This is a genomic window from Streptomyces sp. A1136 (assembly GCF_004795055.1).
Classification (GTDB): Bacteria; Actinomycetota; Actinomycetes; order Streptomycetales; family Streptomycetaceae; genus Streptomyces.
Genome location: NZ_SSBJ01000007.1, coordinates 1 through 16299, shown reverse-complemented (window position 1 = coordinate 16299; position 16299 = coordinate 1). Strand labels below are relative to the sequence as shown.

The window sequence follows — 16299 nt, the reverse complement described above, 5'->3', positions numbered from 1 at the left end:
TCGGACGGCGCAATGGTGTTGTGGCGGCCCCCGGCGGGCCGCCACAATCCCCTGATGACCCTCACACCGGCAGACGCCGACCGGATCCTCGCCGACAACTTCGCCCCCTGGGTGCTCGCCCTCGGCCTCACCGTCCGGGAGACCGGCGAGCGGCACGCCGTGCTGTGGCTGCCGTGGTCCGAGGAACTGGCCCGGGACGGCGGCGGGCTCTCGGGCCAGGCGCTGATGGCCGCCGCCGACACCGCGACGGTGATCGCCGTGTCCGCCGCCCGCGGCGGCTACGGCCCGATGACCACCGTCCAGCAGTCCACCAGCTTCCAGCGCCCGGTCCTGGGCGCCGACGTGGCGGTCGCCGCCCGGGTGACCAAGCTCGGCAAGCGGATGGCCTTCGCCGACATCACCATGACCCCCGAGGGCTCGACGGAACCCGCCGCGACGGCCTCCACCGTCTACGCCCTGCTCGGGTGAGTTCCCTTTCCCGCGACCGCGACTTCAACGTCTTCTGGCTCGGGCAGGCGCTGTCCGTCCTCGGCGGGTCCGTCTCCGCCGTCGCACTGCCGCTGATGGTCTTCGCGGCCACGGGTTCGGTCTTCCGGATGGGCCTGGTCACGGTGGTGTCGGCGGCCACCGCGGTGGTGACCGGGATCTTCGCCGGTTACGTGGTCGACCGGGTGGACCGCCGTCGGCTGATGATCGTCTGCGATCTGGCGAGGGCCCTGCTGCTCGGGGCGGTGCCCTTCCTCTGGTCGGCCTGTCCCCGCCTCTGGCTGCTGTACCTGCTGACCGCGCCGGTCGGCGCGCTGAAGAGCTTCTTCGACGTGGCCTACGTGACGGCGGTGCCCCACCTCGCGCCGCCCGAGGACCTCACCCGCGCCAACGGGCGGCTGATGAGCACCTTCGCCCTGGGCACCCTGCTCGGACCGGGGATCGCCGGGGCGGTCGCGGCCGGCGTGGGGCCCGCCTGGGCGCTGGGGCTGGACGGCGTCACGTTCCTGATCTCCTCCGTCAGCCTGGTGTTCGTCCGTTTCGGTCCGGGCCACGACGAGGGGCGGGAGCGGCCGGCCGGCCCGGCGCCGGGCGCGGTCGGGGTGCTGCGCGAGATGTTCGTGGTCGGGTTCCGGTTCCTGTGGACGCACCCGTTGCTGCGCCCGCTGACCGTCCTGCTCACCCTGCTGACCTTCGTCACCGTCGGCGCGACGGACCTGCTGATCTTCCGGGTCGAGCGCGACCTGCACCAGGGCTCGACCACCCTGGGCTACGTGATGGCGACGAGCGCGCTGGGCACGCTCGTCGGCGCGTTCACCGCCGGACGGCTGCGCCGCGACCTGGGGTTCGGCGTCTGCTGGCTGGGCTCGATCGTCGCCATCGCGGTGTCGTTCGCCGGGATCGGGGTGAGCCGCAGCGTGCCGGTCGTCGCGGCCCTCGCCGCCCTGTTCATGTTCGGACTGACCCTGGGCGGGGTCTGTTCCATGACCCTCCGCCAGGAGGTGACCCCCCAGCCGATGTTGGGCCGGGTCACCGCCGCCTTCTGGACGGTGCACAACGCCTCGGGCCCGGTGGGCGCGGGCGTGCTGACCGCGCTGGCCGACCGGCACGGGGTCCCCGCCGTCAGCCTGGCCGGCGGGGCGTTCTGCCTGCTGATCTTCGGCGCGGGACTGTTCACCCCGCTGCGTGCGAGCGGCCCCCGCGCCGGGACGGCGCCCCCGGTGGCGCCGCTCAGCCGGCTGCGGCGGCCACTGCGGGGCCCACGCCGGTGAGGCGCTCCGCCACGGCCCAGAGCCGGGCGTTGGCGGCGGGGTCCAGGGCGCGCCGGGTGATGCGGGACTCGCCCGCCGGCCCGACCAGGCCGAACAGCCCCCTCGGCCCGTAGTAGGCGCCGGCGGTGGCGTCCGGGCTGGTGGCGGCGTAGAGCAGCGGTTCCGTGCCGGGGCCGACCTCCTGCTTCGGGAGGAAGTCCACGGCGCTGACGAGGCCGTGCAACCGCGAGGGCCTGCCCCGGCCCAGGCTCGCGCTGGCGGTCTGGAGGTTCGTCTTCGTGTAGCCGGGGTGGGCGGCGGTGCTGCGCAGCGGCCAGTTCTGCTCGGCGGCGAGGACCGCCAGGTGGCGGGCCATCATCAGGTCGGCCAGCTTGGACTGGGCGTAGGCGAGCATCGGGACGTAGCGCCGTCGCTCCCACTGGAGGTCGGTCGGGTCGATCCTGCCGAAGTCGGCGGTGGCGCTGCTCATCGTCGTGACGCGCGGGGCGGGCGCCGCGAGCAGTGCGGGCAGCAGCCGGACCGTGAGCGCCAGCGGGCCGAGGAAGTTGGTGCCGAACTGGAGCTCGAAGCCGTCGGCGGTGGTCATCCGGGTCGGCGGGGCCATCAGGCCGGCGTTGTTGACCAGCAGGTCGAGCGGGACGCCGTCGGCGAGGAACGCGTCGGCGAAGGCGGCGACCGACGCGAGGTCGGCCAGGTCGATCCGGCGCACCTCCACCCGGGCGTGCGGATGCCGGGCCAGGATCTCCTCGCGGGCCCGCTCGCCCTTGGCGGGGGTCCGCACCGCGAGCACGACGCGGGCGCCGGCCTCGGCGAGCCGGCGCGCGGCCTCCTTGCCCGTTCCGCTGTTGGAGCCGGTGACGACGGCGAGCTTTCCGGACTGGTCGGGAACGGCGTACATGGCGTACTCCTCGGGAGGCGCGATAACAGACCGTCGGTCTGATGCTTCTCCCGAAGTTAGCAGACCGCTGGTCTGATAACAACAGACCGCAGGTCTGTACGCTGGACGCGTGACTCTGCCCACGAAGTTCCAGCGCGCCCGCAGCGAGGAACAGCGCGCCGCCCGCCGCCGGGCGATCCTCGACACGGCGGCCGCCATGCTCACCGAGATGCCGGTCGCCCAGGTGACGTTGAACGAACTCGCGCGCAGGGTCTGCCTCGCCAAGTCGAACGTGCTGCGCTACTTCGAGTCCCGTGAGGCCGTCCTGCTGGAACTCCTGGCCGCCGCCTCCCGCGAGCTCGTGGACCACCTCGACGGCGCGCTCGCCCGGGCGGTGGAGGGCGCCGGCGCGGCCGAGCGGGCCGACCGGGTCGCCGACTGCCTCGCACAGGCCCTCGCCGTCCGCCCGGTGCTGTGCGATCTGATCAGCGCCCAGGCCGCCGTGCTGGAACACAACGTCTCGCCGCAGGTCGCCGTGGCCTACAAGCGGGCCGCCCTGGAGAGTGCGACGACCCTCGCCGGGCAGATCGCCTCCCACCTGCCGGAGCTGGGGGAGGAGGACGCCTTCCGGTTCGTCGTGTCCGCGACGATGGTCATCGGCGCCGTGTGGGCCAACGCCCAACCCTCCGCCGCCCTGCGCGCGGCCTACGAGGCCGACCCGTCGCTGGCCGCGCTGTGCGTCGACTTCGCCCCCACGCTGCGCGAGACGCTGGAGGTGCTGCTCTCGGGGCTGCTGGCGCGCGCGCGGACCTCCCGACCGGCCTGAGGCGTCCCCGTACACACACGAAGGCCCCCGCGCCGTCGGAGGCGTCGGGGGCCTATCGCGTGCGGAGGGGACGGAGGGTCAGAACAGGAACGGCGACGGCAGGGACGGGCCCGGCGAGGCGGCGCGCCGTTCGGCCGAGCCCGGGACGCCACGGCAGGTCACGTCCCGCGCGGGCAGCCGGCCCGTGGTGAGGTACGCGCCGACCGGCGCGGTGACGCACGAGGTGGGGTCGATCAGGTACACGCCGTGACCCTCGCCGCCCTGCGCCAGCACCATCCGCGACCCGGTCAACGCGCGGTGCAGGCCCTGGCCGCTGACCAGGGGTGTCTGCGAGTCCGACTCGTTCTGCACGGTCAGGACCGGGGCCCCGGTCCTCATCGGCGTGGCGGCCTCGATCGGCCTGGACCAGAAGGCGCAGGGCTTGATCCCGGACGTGAAGTCCCCGTACAGCGGGTACCGCGCCTTGTCCCGGACCGTCTCCCGCTCGTACTGCTCGGGATAGCGCGGCCACTCCGTGTCGCCGCACACCACGGCCAGCATCGCGGCCGTGCCGTTGTCCGAGGCCGGCCCCGAAGGCGGAACCAGCAGCTTCCGCTGCGCCGGGGACAGCGCCGCCGGCTTGCCGTCGGCCGCGTCCTTGAGCGCCCTGACGGCGGGGGCCGCCTGGGCGGGGTAGAAGAAGAGCGCCCGTCGCGCCCGGATGTCGTCACCCGTCCACTTCATGCCGTCGAGGGGGATCGGGTCCTTGTCGGCCCGGGCCACCAGCGCCCAGAACGTGTCCGAGACCGCCTGCGGAGTGTCACCGAGCCCGTACTCGGCCGAACGCTGCGCGGTCCACCGCGTCCAGCGCGCGAAGGCCGGTTCCGCCTCGCTCGCCCACACCTGGAACATGCCGCGCCAGATCCGCTGCGGGTCCACGCCGCTGTCCAGCACGAAGCGGTCCGTGCGGGCCGGGAACATCTGCGTGTACACCGCGCCCAGGTAGGTCCCGTAGGAGTAGCCCAGGTACGAGATCTTCCGCTCGCCCAGTGCCGAACGGATCGCGTCCATGTCCCGTGCGGTGTTGCGCGTGGTGATGAAGGGCAGCACCGACCCCGCCTTCTCGCGGCACTTGTCGGCCACGCTCCGCGCCCAGGCCACGTCGGAGGGGAAGTCCTCCGGCCGGTACGGCCGCAGGATGTTCTCCTCCTCCGGTCGCAGTCCGCAACTGACCGGGCTGCTGGCGCCGACTCCGCGCGGATCGAATCCGATCAGGTCGTACTGTTCGCGGACCTCCTTGGGCATCTGCTCGTTCATCATGAGCGGCAAGTCGAGCCCAGGGCCGCCCGGACCGCCCGGATTCAACAGCATCACGCCGTGCCGCTTCGCCGGGTTCTCGCTCCTCATCCTGGATATGGCGAGGTCGATGGTGCGCCCCGAGGGGCGTCGGTAGTCCAGCGGCACCTTGATGGTCGCGCACTCGTACGAGGCCGGTCGGTCGGGAGCGCACCGGTGCCAAGCGGGTGCGCGCGCCACGAAGTCGGCGACCGGGGCGGCGGAGGCGCCGGGCGCGGTGAGCAGGGGGAGGGCGGTGGCGACCAGGCCCGCTGCGGCGAGCAGCGGCGTGAGGCGTTTCATGCGCACAGTAAGGCCGTTCCTTTCGACGGGGCTGTGGTCCCGTCCACCCTGTGGCACAGGGGCCCGGCGTCGAATCCTCCGGAAGGGCCGGTCACCCTACTCCCCGCGAACGATGGCAAATCCGGACAACTGGCGGACACGCCAATGACATTGGGGTCGCGCGACACAGAGGTCGAACGCGGCACCGTACCAGCCGTTCGAGGAGTTGCCCGGATCTTTGTCCGTTCGTGATGGTCCTTCCGAACGGGCACCCCGACTGGCGCTAGCGTCCCTTGGCACCCAGGGAGCTCGGGTGCACACGGCGTGGCCACCGGACACTCAGGTCATGCCGCCCCTCCCTGCCCACGCAGCAAGGAGGCACTGTGCTGTCATTCCGCCGGTCGAACGTCGCCGCCATGTCGGTCGCCTCGCGACACGTGATGGGGACGCTCATCGTCATCGGCGCCCTCGCGTTCACGCTGGTCGCGCTGTTGATCCCCGTGCAGAAATTCGGCGGCACCACGGCCGCGGCCGCCACCACCCCCTCCGGCGACGACGACGGCGCCGGAACGATGAGCACCGCCTTCGGGCCGCTGACGCCCCAGGACCGGGACTTCGTCCGCAAGGTGCGGCTCGCGGGCCTGTGGGAGCTTCCCGCGGGCCGACAGGCGCAACAACGGGCCACGCGGCCGGCCGTACGCACCGCCGGCCAGCACCTCATCGAAGGCCACACCGAACTCGACCGTCACGTCCGGGCCGTGGGCGCGGCCCTCGGCGTGGAACTGCCCGACCGGCCCAGCGCCCAACAGCAGGGCTGGCTCGACCAGCTGGCCGGCGCCCAGGGCAACGAATACGAGCGACTGTTCGTCCAACTGCTGCGCCGGGCGCACGGCAAGGTGTTCGCCCTCGTCGCGCAAGTCCGCGCGCAGACGCGCAACTCGATGGTGCGGGACCTGGCCACGGACGCCAACTCCACCGTGTTGGACCACATCACGATCCTCGAAGCCAGCGGCCTCGTCGATTTCGACGGCCTGGCGGACGTCTCGCCCGCCCCTTCCACCGTTCCCCGACCGACGAAGTGAAGTGATCGCATGAGCCCAACGGGCCACAAACGCCGACTCAGGCCGTCCCACAAGGCCCTCGCCCTCGTGTCCGCCCTCGTCCTCGGTGCCGGCGGAGTCGTGGTCGTCGAGCAGGCGGCCTCCGCGGGGCAGGACTCCGCGCGCAGCGCGCCGGTGACCGCCACCATCGACTGCCCCGACGTCGGCGACCGGCTCCGCGAGGTGCCGGACCCCGCACGGGCCGAGGTCGACCGCGACCTCGCCCAGTTGGACACCCAGATCGCCGATTCCTACCAGCGCCTCGCCACCGGCCGGGCGCAAGGAAAGACCTTGCTGGGGGAGTTGCAGGGCAAACGGCGGCAGACCATCACCGCCATGGCCGACGCCATCGGGCGGTCAACCACGCGCCCCGCGGGCCTGGAAGGGCTCAGCGGCTGCTCGATGAAGCAGGCCCCGGCCGCCGACGCCGCCGACACCGCCGCCGAGGCGGCCGCTCCGGCCGGCGCGCAGGGGAGCGGCGCGCAAGGCGCCGACGCGCAGGGTCTCGCCCGGAACAAGGGCAGCGGCCCCGCGCGCTCCGACTTCGTCGTCATCGGCACGGTGAAGCCCAACGTCCGCACCCCCGCGCCCCAGGCGAGGGCCTCCAAGGGTTCCTTCTCCGTCCAGTGCGGACGCAACGAGAACCGCCACCTCAACCCGGACAACGTGATCGTCGCCCCGGGCGTGGGCAACGGCGCCCACCACATGCACGACTACGTCGGCAACAAGACGACGGACGCCTTCTCCACCAACAACAGCCTCGCCGCGTCGGGCACCACCTGTGGCAACGGCGACCAGTCCACCTACTACTGGCCGGTGCTGCGCCTGCGCGACGGCCGGGCGGAGCAGGACGCCAAGGCACCGGGCGGCGGCCAGGACGCCAACGTCGGGACCATCCTCAAGCCGAAGCAGGTGACGATCGACTTCAAGGGCAGCGCCACCGGGCCGGTGACCGCGATGCCGCGCTTCATGCGGATCATCACCGGTGACGCGAAGGCCTTCACCAACGGCCCGACCAACGCCAACGCCTCCTGGAGCTGCACCGGCTTCGAGGACCGCCAGTTGAAGGACAAGTACCCGATCTGCCCCAAGGGCAGCGACGTCGTACGGACGTTCACCTTCCAGAGCTGCTGGGACGGGAAGAACGCAGACAGCGCCAACCACCGCACCCACGTGGCCTTCGCCCGTCGCGACGGGTCGTGCCCGGGCGGGTTCAAGGCCATCCCGCAACTCGTGCAGCGGATCACCTACGCGGTCGCGCCCGGTGCGCGGTTCGCCGTGGACAGTTTCCCCGAGCAGCTGCACAAGCCGGTGACCGACCACGGCGACTTCATCAACGTCATGTCCGACGGACTGATGGCCGGCGCCGTGCGCTGCATCAACGGCGGGCGGGCCTGCCGCTGAGACCCTCGGGGCGACGCCCCCCTCCCCCTCCCCGCGTCGCCCCGAGAGCGGTGCCGGTCCGAAGCCGACTTCGGACCGGCACCGCGTCGTGCCGTCGCCCCGCGACGGCCGGCCCCGACGTCATCGAGGAGCGATCGTCATGTCCGGCTCTCACCGCACCACGGCCGGTGCACCACCCGACCACCGGGCCCCGTCCGGCGACCCGGTCCCGCCCGGCGACCGGGAACTCACCAGGCGCCTGCGGCGGTCCTACGCCCGCGGCGTCCTGGACGCCGATGTCTGCGACCTGCTGTACCGGCGCCACCGCGGCGCCCTCCTGGCGTGCGCCCGGGGATGCTGTCGTGCCCCGCAGGACGCCGAGGACCTCGTCTCCGAGGCCTTCGTCCGCACCTTCCAGGCCGTCCGGGCCGGCGGCGGTCCCCGGGACGAGTGGCGCCCGTACCTGCTGGCGGTGGTCCGACACACCGCCATCGAATGGCGGACCGGTGACGGCTTGACCGTCCTGACCCCCGACGTCGAATCCTGGTGCGCGCCCGGACCCTCCGGTGAGGACCCCCAGCAGCGGCTGTTGTCCGACGAGGAGCGCAGGCTCGCCGCCCGCTCCTTCCACGCGCTGCCCGCGCGCTGGAAGGCCGTGCTGTGGCACACGCTCGTCGAGGACGACTGCCGTCACCAGGTGCCGTCGCTGTTCGGGATCACCCCGAGCGCCGTGACCTCGCTGGCCTTCCGGGCCCGCGAAGGACTGCGCGAGGCCTACCTGTACGCCCACCTCGGCCCGGCGGCGACCGGCGACGCGCGCTGCCGGCCGTACGCCCCGATGCTCGGCGCGGCCGTCCGGCGTCGGAGCCTGCCCCGCGCCGGCGGACTGCGTCGCCATCTGGCGGGATGCGGCTCCTGTTCCCGGGCGTACGCGGAACTGCTCGACCTCGACGCGAGCATGGCCGCACACGCGTCGGACCCCGGCCCCTCCCCGCGCTGACGGGGAGCGGCCGGGGTCGCAAGCCGCGGACGGGGGTTACAGGCCGTTGACCCGGGCCATGCGACCGGCGCCCAGCGGCGGCCGGAACTCGGCGGTCACCACGCGCGCCCGACGGCTCACCCGCGAGTGCTGGCGCCGTACCTGCGCCATCAGCCGTCGGGTGCGCAGGGCCATCTCCAGTTCGAAGCGGGTGCGCGGGTCCCGCAGACCCGTTCCGAAGAGCTTCTCCAGTTGCCGCATGCGGTAGCGCACCGTCTGGGGGTGCACGCTCAGCGCCTTGGCCGCCTCCGGCGCGCCGCCGCCCTCCAGCCAGGCGAGCAGGGTCACTTCGAGCCGCTCGCTCTGGCGCGGGGTCAGGTCCGCCAGCGGTCGCAGCCAACGGGCGGCCAGCGCGTGGGCCAAGGGCTCGTCCTGGAGCAGCAGCAGGGTGGAGAGGTGGTCGTCCACGAAGACGGCGCGGACCTCGGCGCCCGGCCGGGCGGGGGTCAGGTTCAACAGGCGCAGCGCCCAGCGCAGCGAGGAGGCGGTGTCGCGCAGTGCGACGGGGTGTCCGACAGCGGCGAAACGCCCGCGCAAGGCGCACTCCAACGGTCCCCGGGCGTCCGGGTCCGGGGCGGGGACCAGCAGGCACGGCTGCCCGCCGACCATTCCGGTGAGCGCGTCGTCCAGTACGCCCGCCAACTGCTGCATCTCGCCGGGCGTTGCCGGCGCCACGGCCCGTACGGTGGCCGGCAGCGGCCATCCGGCCGTCGCGGCCAGTTCCGACAGGGCAATTTCAGACATGGGCATGTCAGCCGTAAGACCGGTGAACAGCTCCCGCCGAGCGCGCTCGGCCGCGGTTCCGTAGGCCTCGGAGCGCGGTGAGGGGATGGCCTTGAGGGGGACCAACCGGCCACTCGTCGAAGGGTCGCGGTCGGGCGCCGAGGTCTCCGGCGGCCGCTCCTCCTCCGGCGGCGGGCAGGGCTCCCGGTACCCGAGAGCGGTGAGCAGCGCCGCCTCCACCCGCTGTCTGACCACCTCTTCGTCGGTGTCCGCGATCAGTTCGCGGAATCCGGGAATGCCCTCCCGGAGCTCCTCCACGATCCCCGCGGCGAGCGCGGGCAGTTCCCTTCGCAGGACCCGGGTCCATTCGCCGCGGGGGCGGGACCAGATGCGGTTCAGCAGTTCGCACATTGTTACCTCGTTCATGCCGGGGTATGGCCTGCCCCGTGGGAGGGTGACAAGCCTGTCGGGGCCGCCTTCCTCCCCGTCGGCGTCGGTGCCGGCAGGGGAGTCGAGCGCCTCGTACTCCCTCCAGGAGCGTGCCATCCACTTGCAGTCCCGCGACCTTGCCTTGATTTTGCCGTCGGGGAGGTGTGGCGGCGGACAAGGTGTGAACCTCGTCGTGACCGCACCACTGGAAGGGAATCTTCCGGGGATGTTCGATGCGATGACTGCGCGGGCGCCAGAAATTATCACGTTTCGATAAATCCCGTGGAGGTGCTGCGTAGCTCCACGATGCTTCTGCACTCCGGCCCCCGCTCCCCGGTCGGTGAGGCGTCATCTCCCGCCCGCCGCGGAGCAGTTCCGACGACTGCCCCGGGCGCCGAGCGCGAGGTGGAGTGCTCGGGCCCGGGCGTATGGGAGAACCCGATGCCCCTGCCCCAACCCCGTACGCCACGCTCTCACCGGGCCCGCCGCACCAGACGCCACGCCGGTACGGCCGCCGCGGCGGCGGGGCGACGTGCCGTGCGCCGACCGCCGCTGCTGTCCGCCGCCGGGGGGCTGCACCCGGGCGCCCTGTCCGCGGCCGCCCTCGCCGGTCTGGTCTCGCTGACCGTCGCGGTCCAGGCGGGCGCCCTCACCCGACTGTGGGACTTCCTGGACTACGGCGCGGGCGTCCTCTCGCTCGTCTCGCTGACCTCCACGGTCCTGTGGGGCCTGGCCGCCACCGACCGCACGCTCCTGGCGTCGGGCCACCGGCTCGTCGCCCAGGGCGTCCACCGCGGACTCGCCGTCGCCGGACTGGCCTTCCTCGCCCTGCACATCTGGATCAAGATCGCGCGGGCACACACGGGCGCCGTGTCCGCCTTCCTGCCGTTCGCGGACCGCGACCGGCCCGTCCTCATAGGCCTGGGCACGCTCGCCGGGTACCTCTTCGTCGCCGTGGCGGTCTCGGGCGCGGCCCGCAGCGCTTTCGCCACCCAAGGCCGCTCACTGTGGTGGCGGGCCCTGCACGTGGGCGCGTACCCGGCGTGGGGCGCGTCACTGGTGCACGGCCTCAAGGCCGGTCGGGCCGCCGCGGGTTGGGTGACCGTGGCGTACGGGCTCTGCCTGGTCGGGGTCGCCGCCGTACTCGTGGTCCGGATGCGCGCGCGGCTGCGGGCGCTCCCGGCCCGCCCGCCCGTCGCGCCGCCGCCACCGCCCCGCGTCCCCGGGCAGGGGCCGCCGCGCACGCCGCTGCCCTTCGTGCGCAAGCCCGCCGAATGGGCGGCGGCTCGGCTGACCGCCCGGCTGGCCCGGCAGGGCCGGCCGGTGGCCGCCGGTGCGACGCGCCCCGACCCGTTCGGCGAGCCGTCGACCACCGCCGGGGCGGGTTCCGGTCCGGTGACGGCGTCCCGGCCGGCCGCGCAGCCGTACCCGGCGCCCTCGTACGCCCCCCAGGCCTACCCCGCGCAGCCGAACCCCGCGCCCGCCTACGACCCCCAGCCGTATCCCCCGACCGTGTTCATACCGAGCAGGCTCGGCGTGGCCGACCGACCCGGTGAACCGCTCGGCGGGGCGCGGGGGCGCCAGTGACCGGCGTGTCCCGCCCCGCCCTCGGGTGCGTGGGCCTGCCCCGACTGCTGGCCGGGCTCGACCTGGCCGCCCGCCTCGACCTCGCCGGGCACCTCGCGGTGCACGGGCCGCTGCCCCGCTACCCGGTCGAGGAACTGGCCAACCTGGCCGAGGCCGTGGACCTCAAGGGGCGGGGCGGGGCGGGCTTCCCCTTCGCCCGCAAACTCCGCGCCGTCATCCGCTCCGCCCGGGGACGCGACGGCCGGACCGCCGTCGTCGTCAACGGCAGTGAGGGCGAACCGAGTTGCCTCAAGGACACCGCCCTGCTGCTGCACGTCCCGCACCTGGTGCTCGACGGCGCGCTCCTGGCCGCCGACGCGCTCGGGGCCGAGGAGGTGGTCATCGGCGTCACCCGGGACGACGTGGAGGGCTCGCTGCGCGCCGCCGTCGCCGAGCGCGACCCGGCGGAGCGTCGGGTCCGCGTGGCCCGGCTCCCCGAACGCTTCGTCACGGGGGAGGGCACCGCCCTGATCAACGGCATCGCGGGCGGACCGGCGCTGCCGTCCGGGCAGAAGGTGCGCACCAGCGACAGGGGCCTGGGCGGCTTGCCGACCCTGCTGTCCAACACCGAGACCTACGCCCAACTCGCCGTGGCCGCACGACTCGGGGCCGCCGAGTATCGGATGGCCGGCCTCGACGACGAGCCGGGCACCGTCATGCTGACCGTCGGGGGAGCCACGGTCGTCGAAGTGCCGACCGGGACGTCCCTGGCGTACGTCCTGGACCTCTGCGGATCGGAACCCGGCCAGGGCGTCCTGGTCGGCGGCTACCACGGTCGCTGGCTGGCCCCGGCCGCCGCCCGCTCCGCCGCCCTCTCCCGCCGCTCGCTCGCCTCGTACGACGCCGTACTCGGGGCGGGCGCCGTGCTGCCGCTGCCCCACGACACCTGCCCCGCCGGGGAGGTCGCCCGCGTCACCCGCTGGATGGCGGACGAGTCCGCCGGACAGTGCGGGCCGTGCGCGCGCGGACTGCCCTCTCTCGCAGACTCGGTCGACGCCCTCGTCGGCGGCGGGGGACGGGCGGCGCTGGAAGCCGTCCAGGCGCGGATGCGGTCGGTGCTCGGCCGCGGGGCGTGCAGCCACCCGGACGGCACCTCGGCCTTCGTGGCCTCCGCGCTGGCCGTGTTCCCCGACGAGTTCCGCGACCACGCGCTCGGCAGCGGCTGTGGGCGGCGCGCCTTGGGCGCCCTGCCCCTGCCGGCCGACGAGAGCCCCGAACGGCTCGTCGTGGACTGGACGTTGTGCAAGGGCCACGGGCTGTGCGTGGACCTGCTGCCCGACATCGTCCGGCTGGACGCCGACGGCTACCCGGCCCAGGGGGTCATGCCGGTCCCCGGGCGACTGCGGCCCAAGGCGCTGCGCGCCGTCCGCCGTTGCCCGGCGCTGGCGCTGCGCATCCAGGAATGAGCGCGCCGCGAAAGCCGTGAACGGTTGCGGCCGGCCCCGGTTCAGCCTTTGGCGCGATCTGACAAATTCCCGTCCATTCGAATTCGGCAGGCTTCCCAAGCCTTATGAATGACCCAGGAAGAGAAAACGCCGAATGGAAACACAGGGAGTGAGCAACCGTGAACAACAAGCGTCGTGGGGCGGCCGCCGCCGGATCGGTGATGGCGGTACTGGTACTGGCGGTCGGATGCGGGAGCGGAGGGTCGAACGCCGGCCGCGCGGGAAATTCCGTACAGCCGGTCGGGGACAGCAAAGCCCTCGGAAACGGATACGACACCGGATACGGCTCCGGAGGCGCCGGAGCGGACCCGGCGGCCGGCGCGGGATACGGCTCCGGGGGCGACGCGGCGGCCGCCACGTCCGCGAGGGCGGGTCAACTCGCCGTCCGGGACGTCGCGAACGTCGGCAGCGTGGTCACCGACAGCGCCGGCCTCACCCTCTACCGGTTCGACAAGGACACCGCCAAGCCCCCCACCTCGAACTGCTCGGGTGACTGCGCCACCGCCTGGCCGCCGGTCCCCGCGGCGGACGTCTCGGCCGCGGCGGGCATCGACGCCGCCCAGCTCGGCGAGGTCACCCGCGCCGACGGCAGCAAGCAGCTCACCCTCGGCGGCTGGCCCGTGTACCGCTACGCCAAGGACACCCAGGCCGGCGAGGCCAAGGGCGAGGGCGTCGGCGGCACCTGGCACGCGCTGGCCGCCGACGGCAAGAAGGCCGTCGACCAGAAGGGCGCCCAAAAACCCGGCACGCCCGCCACCGGCGGCACGGGCGCGGGAACGGGCAGCGGAATGGGCAGCGGAATGGGAAGCGGCATGGGCGACATGAACGCCAAATCCGGTACCGAACTCTCCGTCGCCACCGACGCGAAACTCGGGAAGATCCTCGTGGACGGCCAGGGACGCACCCTGTACCGATTCAACAAGGACAGTGCGTGGCCGATGAAATTCGGTTGCCTCGACGCCTGCCTGGACACCTGGAAGCCCGCCGCCCCGGTGGACAAGACGAAGGTGTCCGGAATCGCGGAAAAGCTCGTCGGCTCGGTGAAGCGACCGGACGGATCGCAGCAATTGACGATCGACTGCTGGCCGGTCTACCTGTTCACCGGCGACACCCAGCCCGGCCAGACCAACGGGCACAACAAGCAGGGACTCTGGTTCGCCGTGGACGACGCCGGCAAGAAGATCCCCGGCGACCGCTAGGTCGTGTCGTCCGAGCGGGTCCGGCCGGCACGCCCCGCCCCACCCCCGCGAGCCCCGCCCCACCCTGCGATCCCGAGCCTGTGAGCCGACCCTGTGAGGGAGACATGCCGCAACCATCCCGTGTCACCGCCCGCCACGTGGCGCCCTGCGTGGCCGTGCTGCTCGCCTCCCTGCTGTGCGGCGGGTGCGCGACCGGGCACGCGAAGGCCCGGCCGGCCGCCGCCACGCGTGCGGCGAGCCACGTCACCGTCCAGGACCTGGCCGGGGCCCTCGGCTGCACCGCCGAGATCACCGTCGACGCCGAGGAACTGAGGGAAGGGGCGTGCGGGGCCGGGGCCACCGGGTACCGGATCGCCACCTTCACCGCCGACGAGGGGCAGCGCGAGTGGCTCAAGGAGTCCCGCGCGTACGGCGGCACCTACCTCGTCGGCGACCGGTGGGTGGTCACCGCCGCCTCCGCCGAAGCCCTGGCGCCGCTACGGGAGCGCCTGGGCGGCACGGTGGAGTCCGGCGACGCCCACGGCCCGGGGCACGGCGACGCGGGGCCCGGCGACGCCTCGCCGATGGACGCCTCGCACGGCGATGCCGGGCACGGCGTCCCCGGGCCCGGGGACGCCTCGCCGATGGACCCCTCGCACGATCCCGGGCACGCCCCGCCCACGGGGCCGTCGTCGCAATCGTCCCCGGGATAGGTCGGCGCCGAGAGGGACACTGGAGGTGAGGCCCCGGCCGTCCGGTCCGCGGGGTACGGGTCGCGCGGTGCGGCCCGGGCGGACCGGCCGCCGGGCCGGCGGGAGAGACCCATGAACGGCTCGGTCCCCGTTGGGCGCGTGGTCGGCGTACCGCTGCGCATGCACTGGAGCGTGCCGCTGCTGGCGGTCTTCCTCGCGTACGGCCTCGGCCGCCGCACCCTCCCCCTCTGGACGCCGGGGCACTCGAACGCCGTGTACACCCTCGCCAGCGCCGTCGGGGCCGTGCTCCTGATGGCCAGCCTGCTGTGCCACGAGGCGGCGCACGCGGCGATGGCCCGGCGCAAGAAGATCTCCGTGCAGGACGTGACGCTGTGGGCCCTGGGCGGGATGACCCGCATGGGTCGCCCCCAGAGCGCGTCGGCGGCCTTCGCGGTCGCCGTCAGCGGTCCGCTCACCAGCCTCGTCATCGGCGGCGCCGCCCTCGGCGCCGGCATCGGCCTGGACCGACTACCGGGGTGGGCCGTGCCCGCCGCGGTCCTCGGCTGGCTCGGCTGGGTGAACCTGGCCCTCGGGGTGTTCAACCTGCTGCCCGCCGCGCCGCTGGACGGCGGTCGGGTGGTCCAGGCCGTGCTGTGGTGGCGTACCGGGGACCGCGAACGCGCCGAGCGGGCCGCGTCCCGCAGCGGCCAGGTGCTGGGCGTCCTGCTCATGGGCGCGGGCTGGGTCTCGCTGCTGCGCGGCTCCTCCGGCGGTCTGTGGCTGGTGTTCACCGGCCTCTTCGTGATGGTCGTGGCCGGCGCGGAACGTCAGCGCGCGGTCATGGGCACGGCGCTGCGCGGCCTCCGGGTCGCCGACGCCATGACCAGCCCGGTCACCACCGGCGCCGACTGGTTGACCGTAGGCCGCTTCATCGACGAGGTGGCCCTCCCGTCCCACCACTCCGCCGTGCCGCTGCTCGACTTCGAGGGCCGTCCCAGCGGCGTCGTCGAACTGCGCGGACTGGCCGCGGTCCAGGGCCCCCTGCGCGACACCACCCAGGTGCGCGAGGTGGCGACCCCGCTGTCGCGGTGCGCGGTCGCCTCGCCCGACGACCTCCTGACCGAGGCCCTCGACCGGCTCGGCATGGCCACCGGGCCCCGCCTCCTCGTGGTGGACGAAGACCGTCTGGTGGGCATCGTCACGGCGAAGGACATCAACCGCCTGATGCGCCGCCACGCGCTGGGCGGCGGGAAGCCGCTCTGAGGCGGTGGACGGCGGGGCGCGGCCCCACTTCACCCGTACGCGCCGTCCCGCCGCCGGGCGTGGTGTCCCTCGGGGCAGTAGACAGGTGGAACGGGTGGCCGGCCCGACCCGGTCGTCCGCGCCCGGCCGAACCAACCACCGTCCGACATGATCCAGGGGATACCGTATGGCCGCTGTCACCGAGCCGATCACGCCCGTTCCCGCGCAGGGGCGATCAGTCGGGAAGGTCGTGGTGTCCTGGTTGTCGACGACGGACCACAAGAAGATCGGGCACCTCTATCTGATCTCCTCGTTCGTCTTCTTCGTGATCGGCGGCGTCCTGGCCCTGTTGTTGCGGGCGGAGTTGGCACGGCCGGGCATGCAGA

General features: G+C 73.6%; 14 protein-coding genes and 1 pseudogene. 12 read left to right on the top strand and 3 right to left on the bottom strand.

What is annotated here, in order from left to right; translation table 11 throughout:
• The first annotated feature begins 54 nt into the window (after positions 1-54).
• Together E6R62_RS08610 and E6R62_RS08605 are read left to right on the top strand one after the other, a co-directional pair.
• Entirely contained in the window at positions 55-468 is a 414-nt protein-coding gene (locus E6R62_RS08610; RefSeq protein ID WP_136212734.1) for a PaaI family thioesterase, read from the top strand.
• Positions 465-1757: an MFS transporter gene (locus E6R62_RS08605; protein ID WP_136212733.1), complete on the top strand. Its 1293-nt coding sequence runs from the start codon at positions 465-467 to the stop codon at positions 1755-1757. The genes E6R62_RS08610 and E6R62_RS08605 overlap by 4 nt, the downstream gene beginning before the upstream one ends.
• Here E6R62_RS08605 and E6R62_RS08600 read toward each other — a convergent pair.
• Positions 1717-2655, bottom strand: coding sequence for an SDR family oxidoreductase (locus tag E6R62_RS08600; RefSeq protein WP_136212732.1), 939 nt, complete (start codon positions 2653-2655; stop codon positions 1717-1719). The genes E6R62_RS08605 and E6R62_RS08600 overlap by 41 nt on opposite strands.
• A gap of 115 nt (positions 2656-2770) precedes the next feature.
• Here E6R62_RS08600 and E6R62_RS08595 point away from each other — a divergent pair, with 115 nt between their 5' ends.
• Positions 2771-3460 carry a TetR/AcrR family transcriptional regulator gene (locus tag E6R62_RS08595; protein WP_136212939.1) on the top strand — a complete coding sequence of 230 codons (690 nt, stop codon included), beginning with the start codon at positions 2771-2773 and terminating at the stop codon, positions 3458-3460.
• A 78-nt stretch (positions 3461-3538) separates the two neighbouring features.
• On the opposite strand, the gene E6R62_RS08590 is transcribed toward E6R62_RS08595, so the two are convergent.
• Entirely contained in the window at positions 3539-5077 is a 1539-nt protein-coding gene (locus E6R62_RS08590) for an alpha/beta hydrolase (protein ID WP_136212731.1), read from the bottom strand.
• Positions 5078-5439: 362 nt separating this feature from the next.
• On the opposite strand from E6R62_RS08590, the gene E6R62_RS08585 reads away from it, so the two are divergent.
• The 3 genes from E6R62_RS08585 to E6R62_RS08575 all read left to right on the top strand — a co-directional run bounded on the left by E6R62_RS08585 (position 5440) and on the right by E6R62_RS08575 (position 8539).
• A complete protein-coding gene (locus tag E6R62_RS08585) occupies positions 5440-6138 on the top strand; it encodes a DUF4142 domain-containing protein (protein ID WP_306432414.1) in 699 nt (232 codons plus the stop codon).
• Positions 6139-6147: 9 nt separating this feature from the next.
• Positions 6148-7560 (top strand): DUF1996 domain-containing protein, encoded by a 1413-nt coding sequence (locus E6R62_RS08580; RefSeq protein ID WP_136212730.1) that lies wholly within the window; start codon positions 6148-6150, stop codon positions 7558-7560.
• A 139-nt stretch (positions 7561-7699) separates the two neighbouring features.
• Positions 7700-8539: an RNA polymerase sigma factor gene (locus tag E6R62_RS08575; protein ID WP_136212729.1), complete on the top strand. Its 840-nt coding sequence runs from the start codon at positions 7700-7702 to the stop codon at positions 8537-8539.
• Between the two features lie 36 nt (positions 8540-8575).
• Here E6R62_RS08575 and E6R62_RS08570 read toward each other — a convergent pair whose 3' ends face one another.
• On the bottom strand, positions 8576-9727 hold the full coding sequence (locus E6R62_RS08570; protein WP_306432413.1) for a CdaR family transcriptional regulator: 1152 nt from the start codon (positions 9725-9727) through the stop codon (positions 8576-8578).
• Positions 9728-10267: 540 nt separating this feature from the next.
• Between E6R62_RS08570 and E6R62_RS40250 the strand changes: the two genes are divergently transcribed.
• The 6 genes and pseudogenes from E6R62_RS40250 to E6R62_RS08540 all read left to right on the top strand — a co-directional run.
• Positions 10268-11317, top strand: a complete 1050-nt coding sequence (locus E6R62_RS40250; protein ID WP_206308689.1) for a hypothetical protein — start codon at positions 10268-10270, stop codon at positions 11315-11317.
• A gap of 5 nt (positions 11318-11322) precedes the next feature.
• The gene (locus E6R62_RS08560; RefSeq protein ID WP_306432412.1) at positions 11323-12762 is read left to right on the top strand and encodes an NADH-quinone oxidoreductase subunit NuoF family protein; all 1440 of its coding nucleotides are present in this window, start codon (positions 11323-11325) and stop codon (positions 12760-12762) included.
• A 158-nt stretch (positions 12763-12920) separates the two neighbouring features.
• A complete protein-coding gene (locus tag E6R62_RS08555) occupies positions 12921-14000 on the top strand; it encodes an SCO0930 family lipoprotein (protein WP_240801552.1) in 1080 nt (359 codons plus the stop codon).
• Between the two features lie 104 nt (positions 14001-14104).
• Positions 14105-14692 (top strand): hypothetical protein, encoded by a 588-nt coding sequence (locus tag E6R62_RS08550; protein WP_136212727.1) that lies wholly within the window; start codon positions 14105-14107, stop codon positions 14690-14692.
• Positions 14693-14803: 111 nt separating this feature from the next.
• Positions 14804-15934: a site-2 protease family protein gene (locus E6R62_RS08545; RefSeq protein WP_136212726.1), complete on the top strand. Its 1131-nt coding sequence runs from the start codon at positions 14804-14806 to the stop codon at positions 15932-15934.
• A gap of 166 nt (positions 15935-16100) precedes the next feature.
• Positions 16101-16299 (top strand): annotated as a pseudogene (locus E6R62_RS08540) (cytochrome ubiquinol oxidase subunit I); the annotation flags it as partial.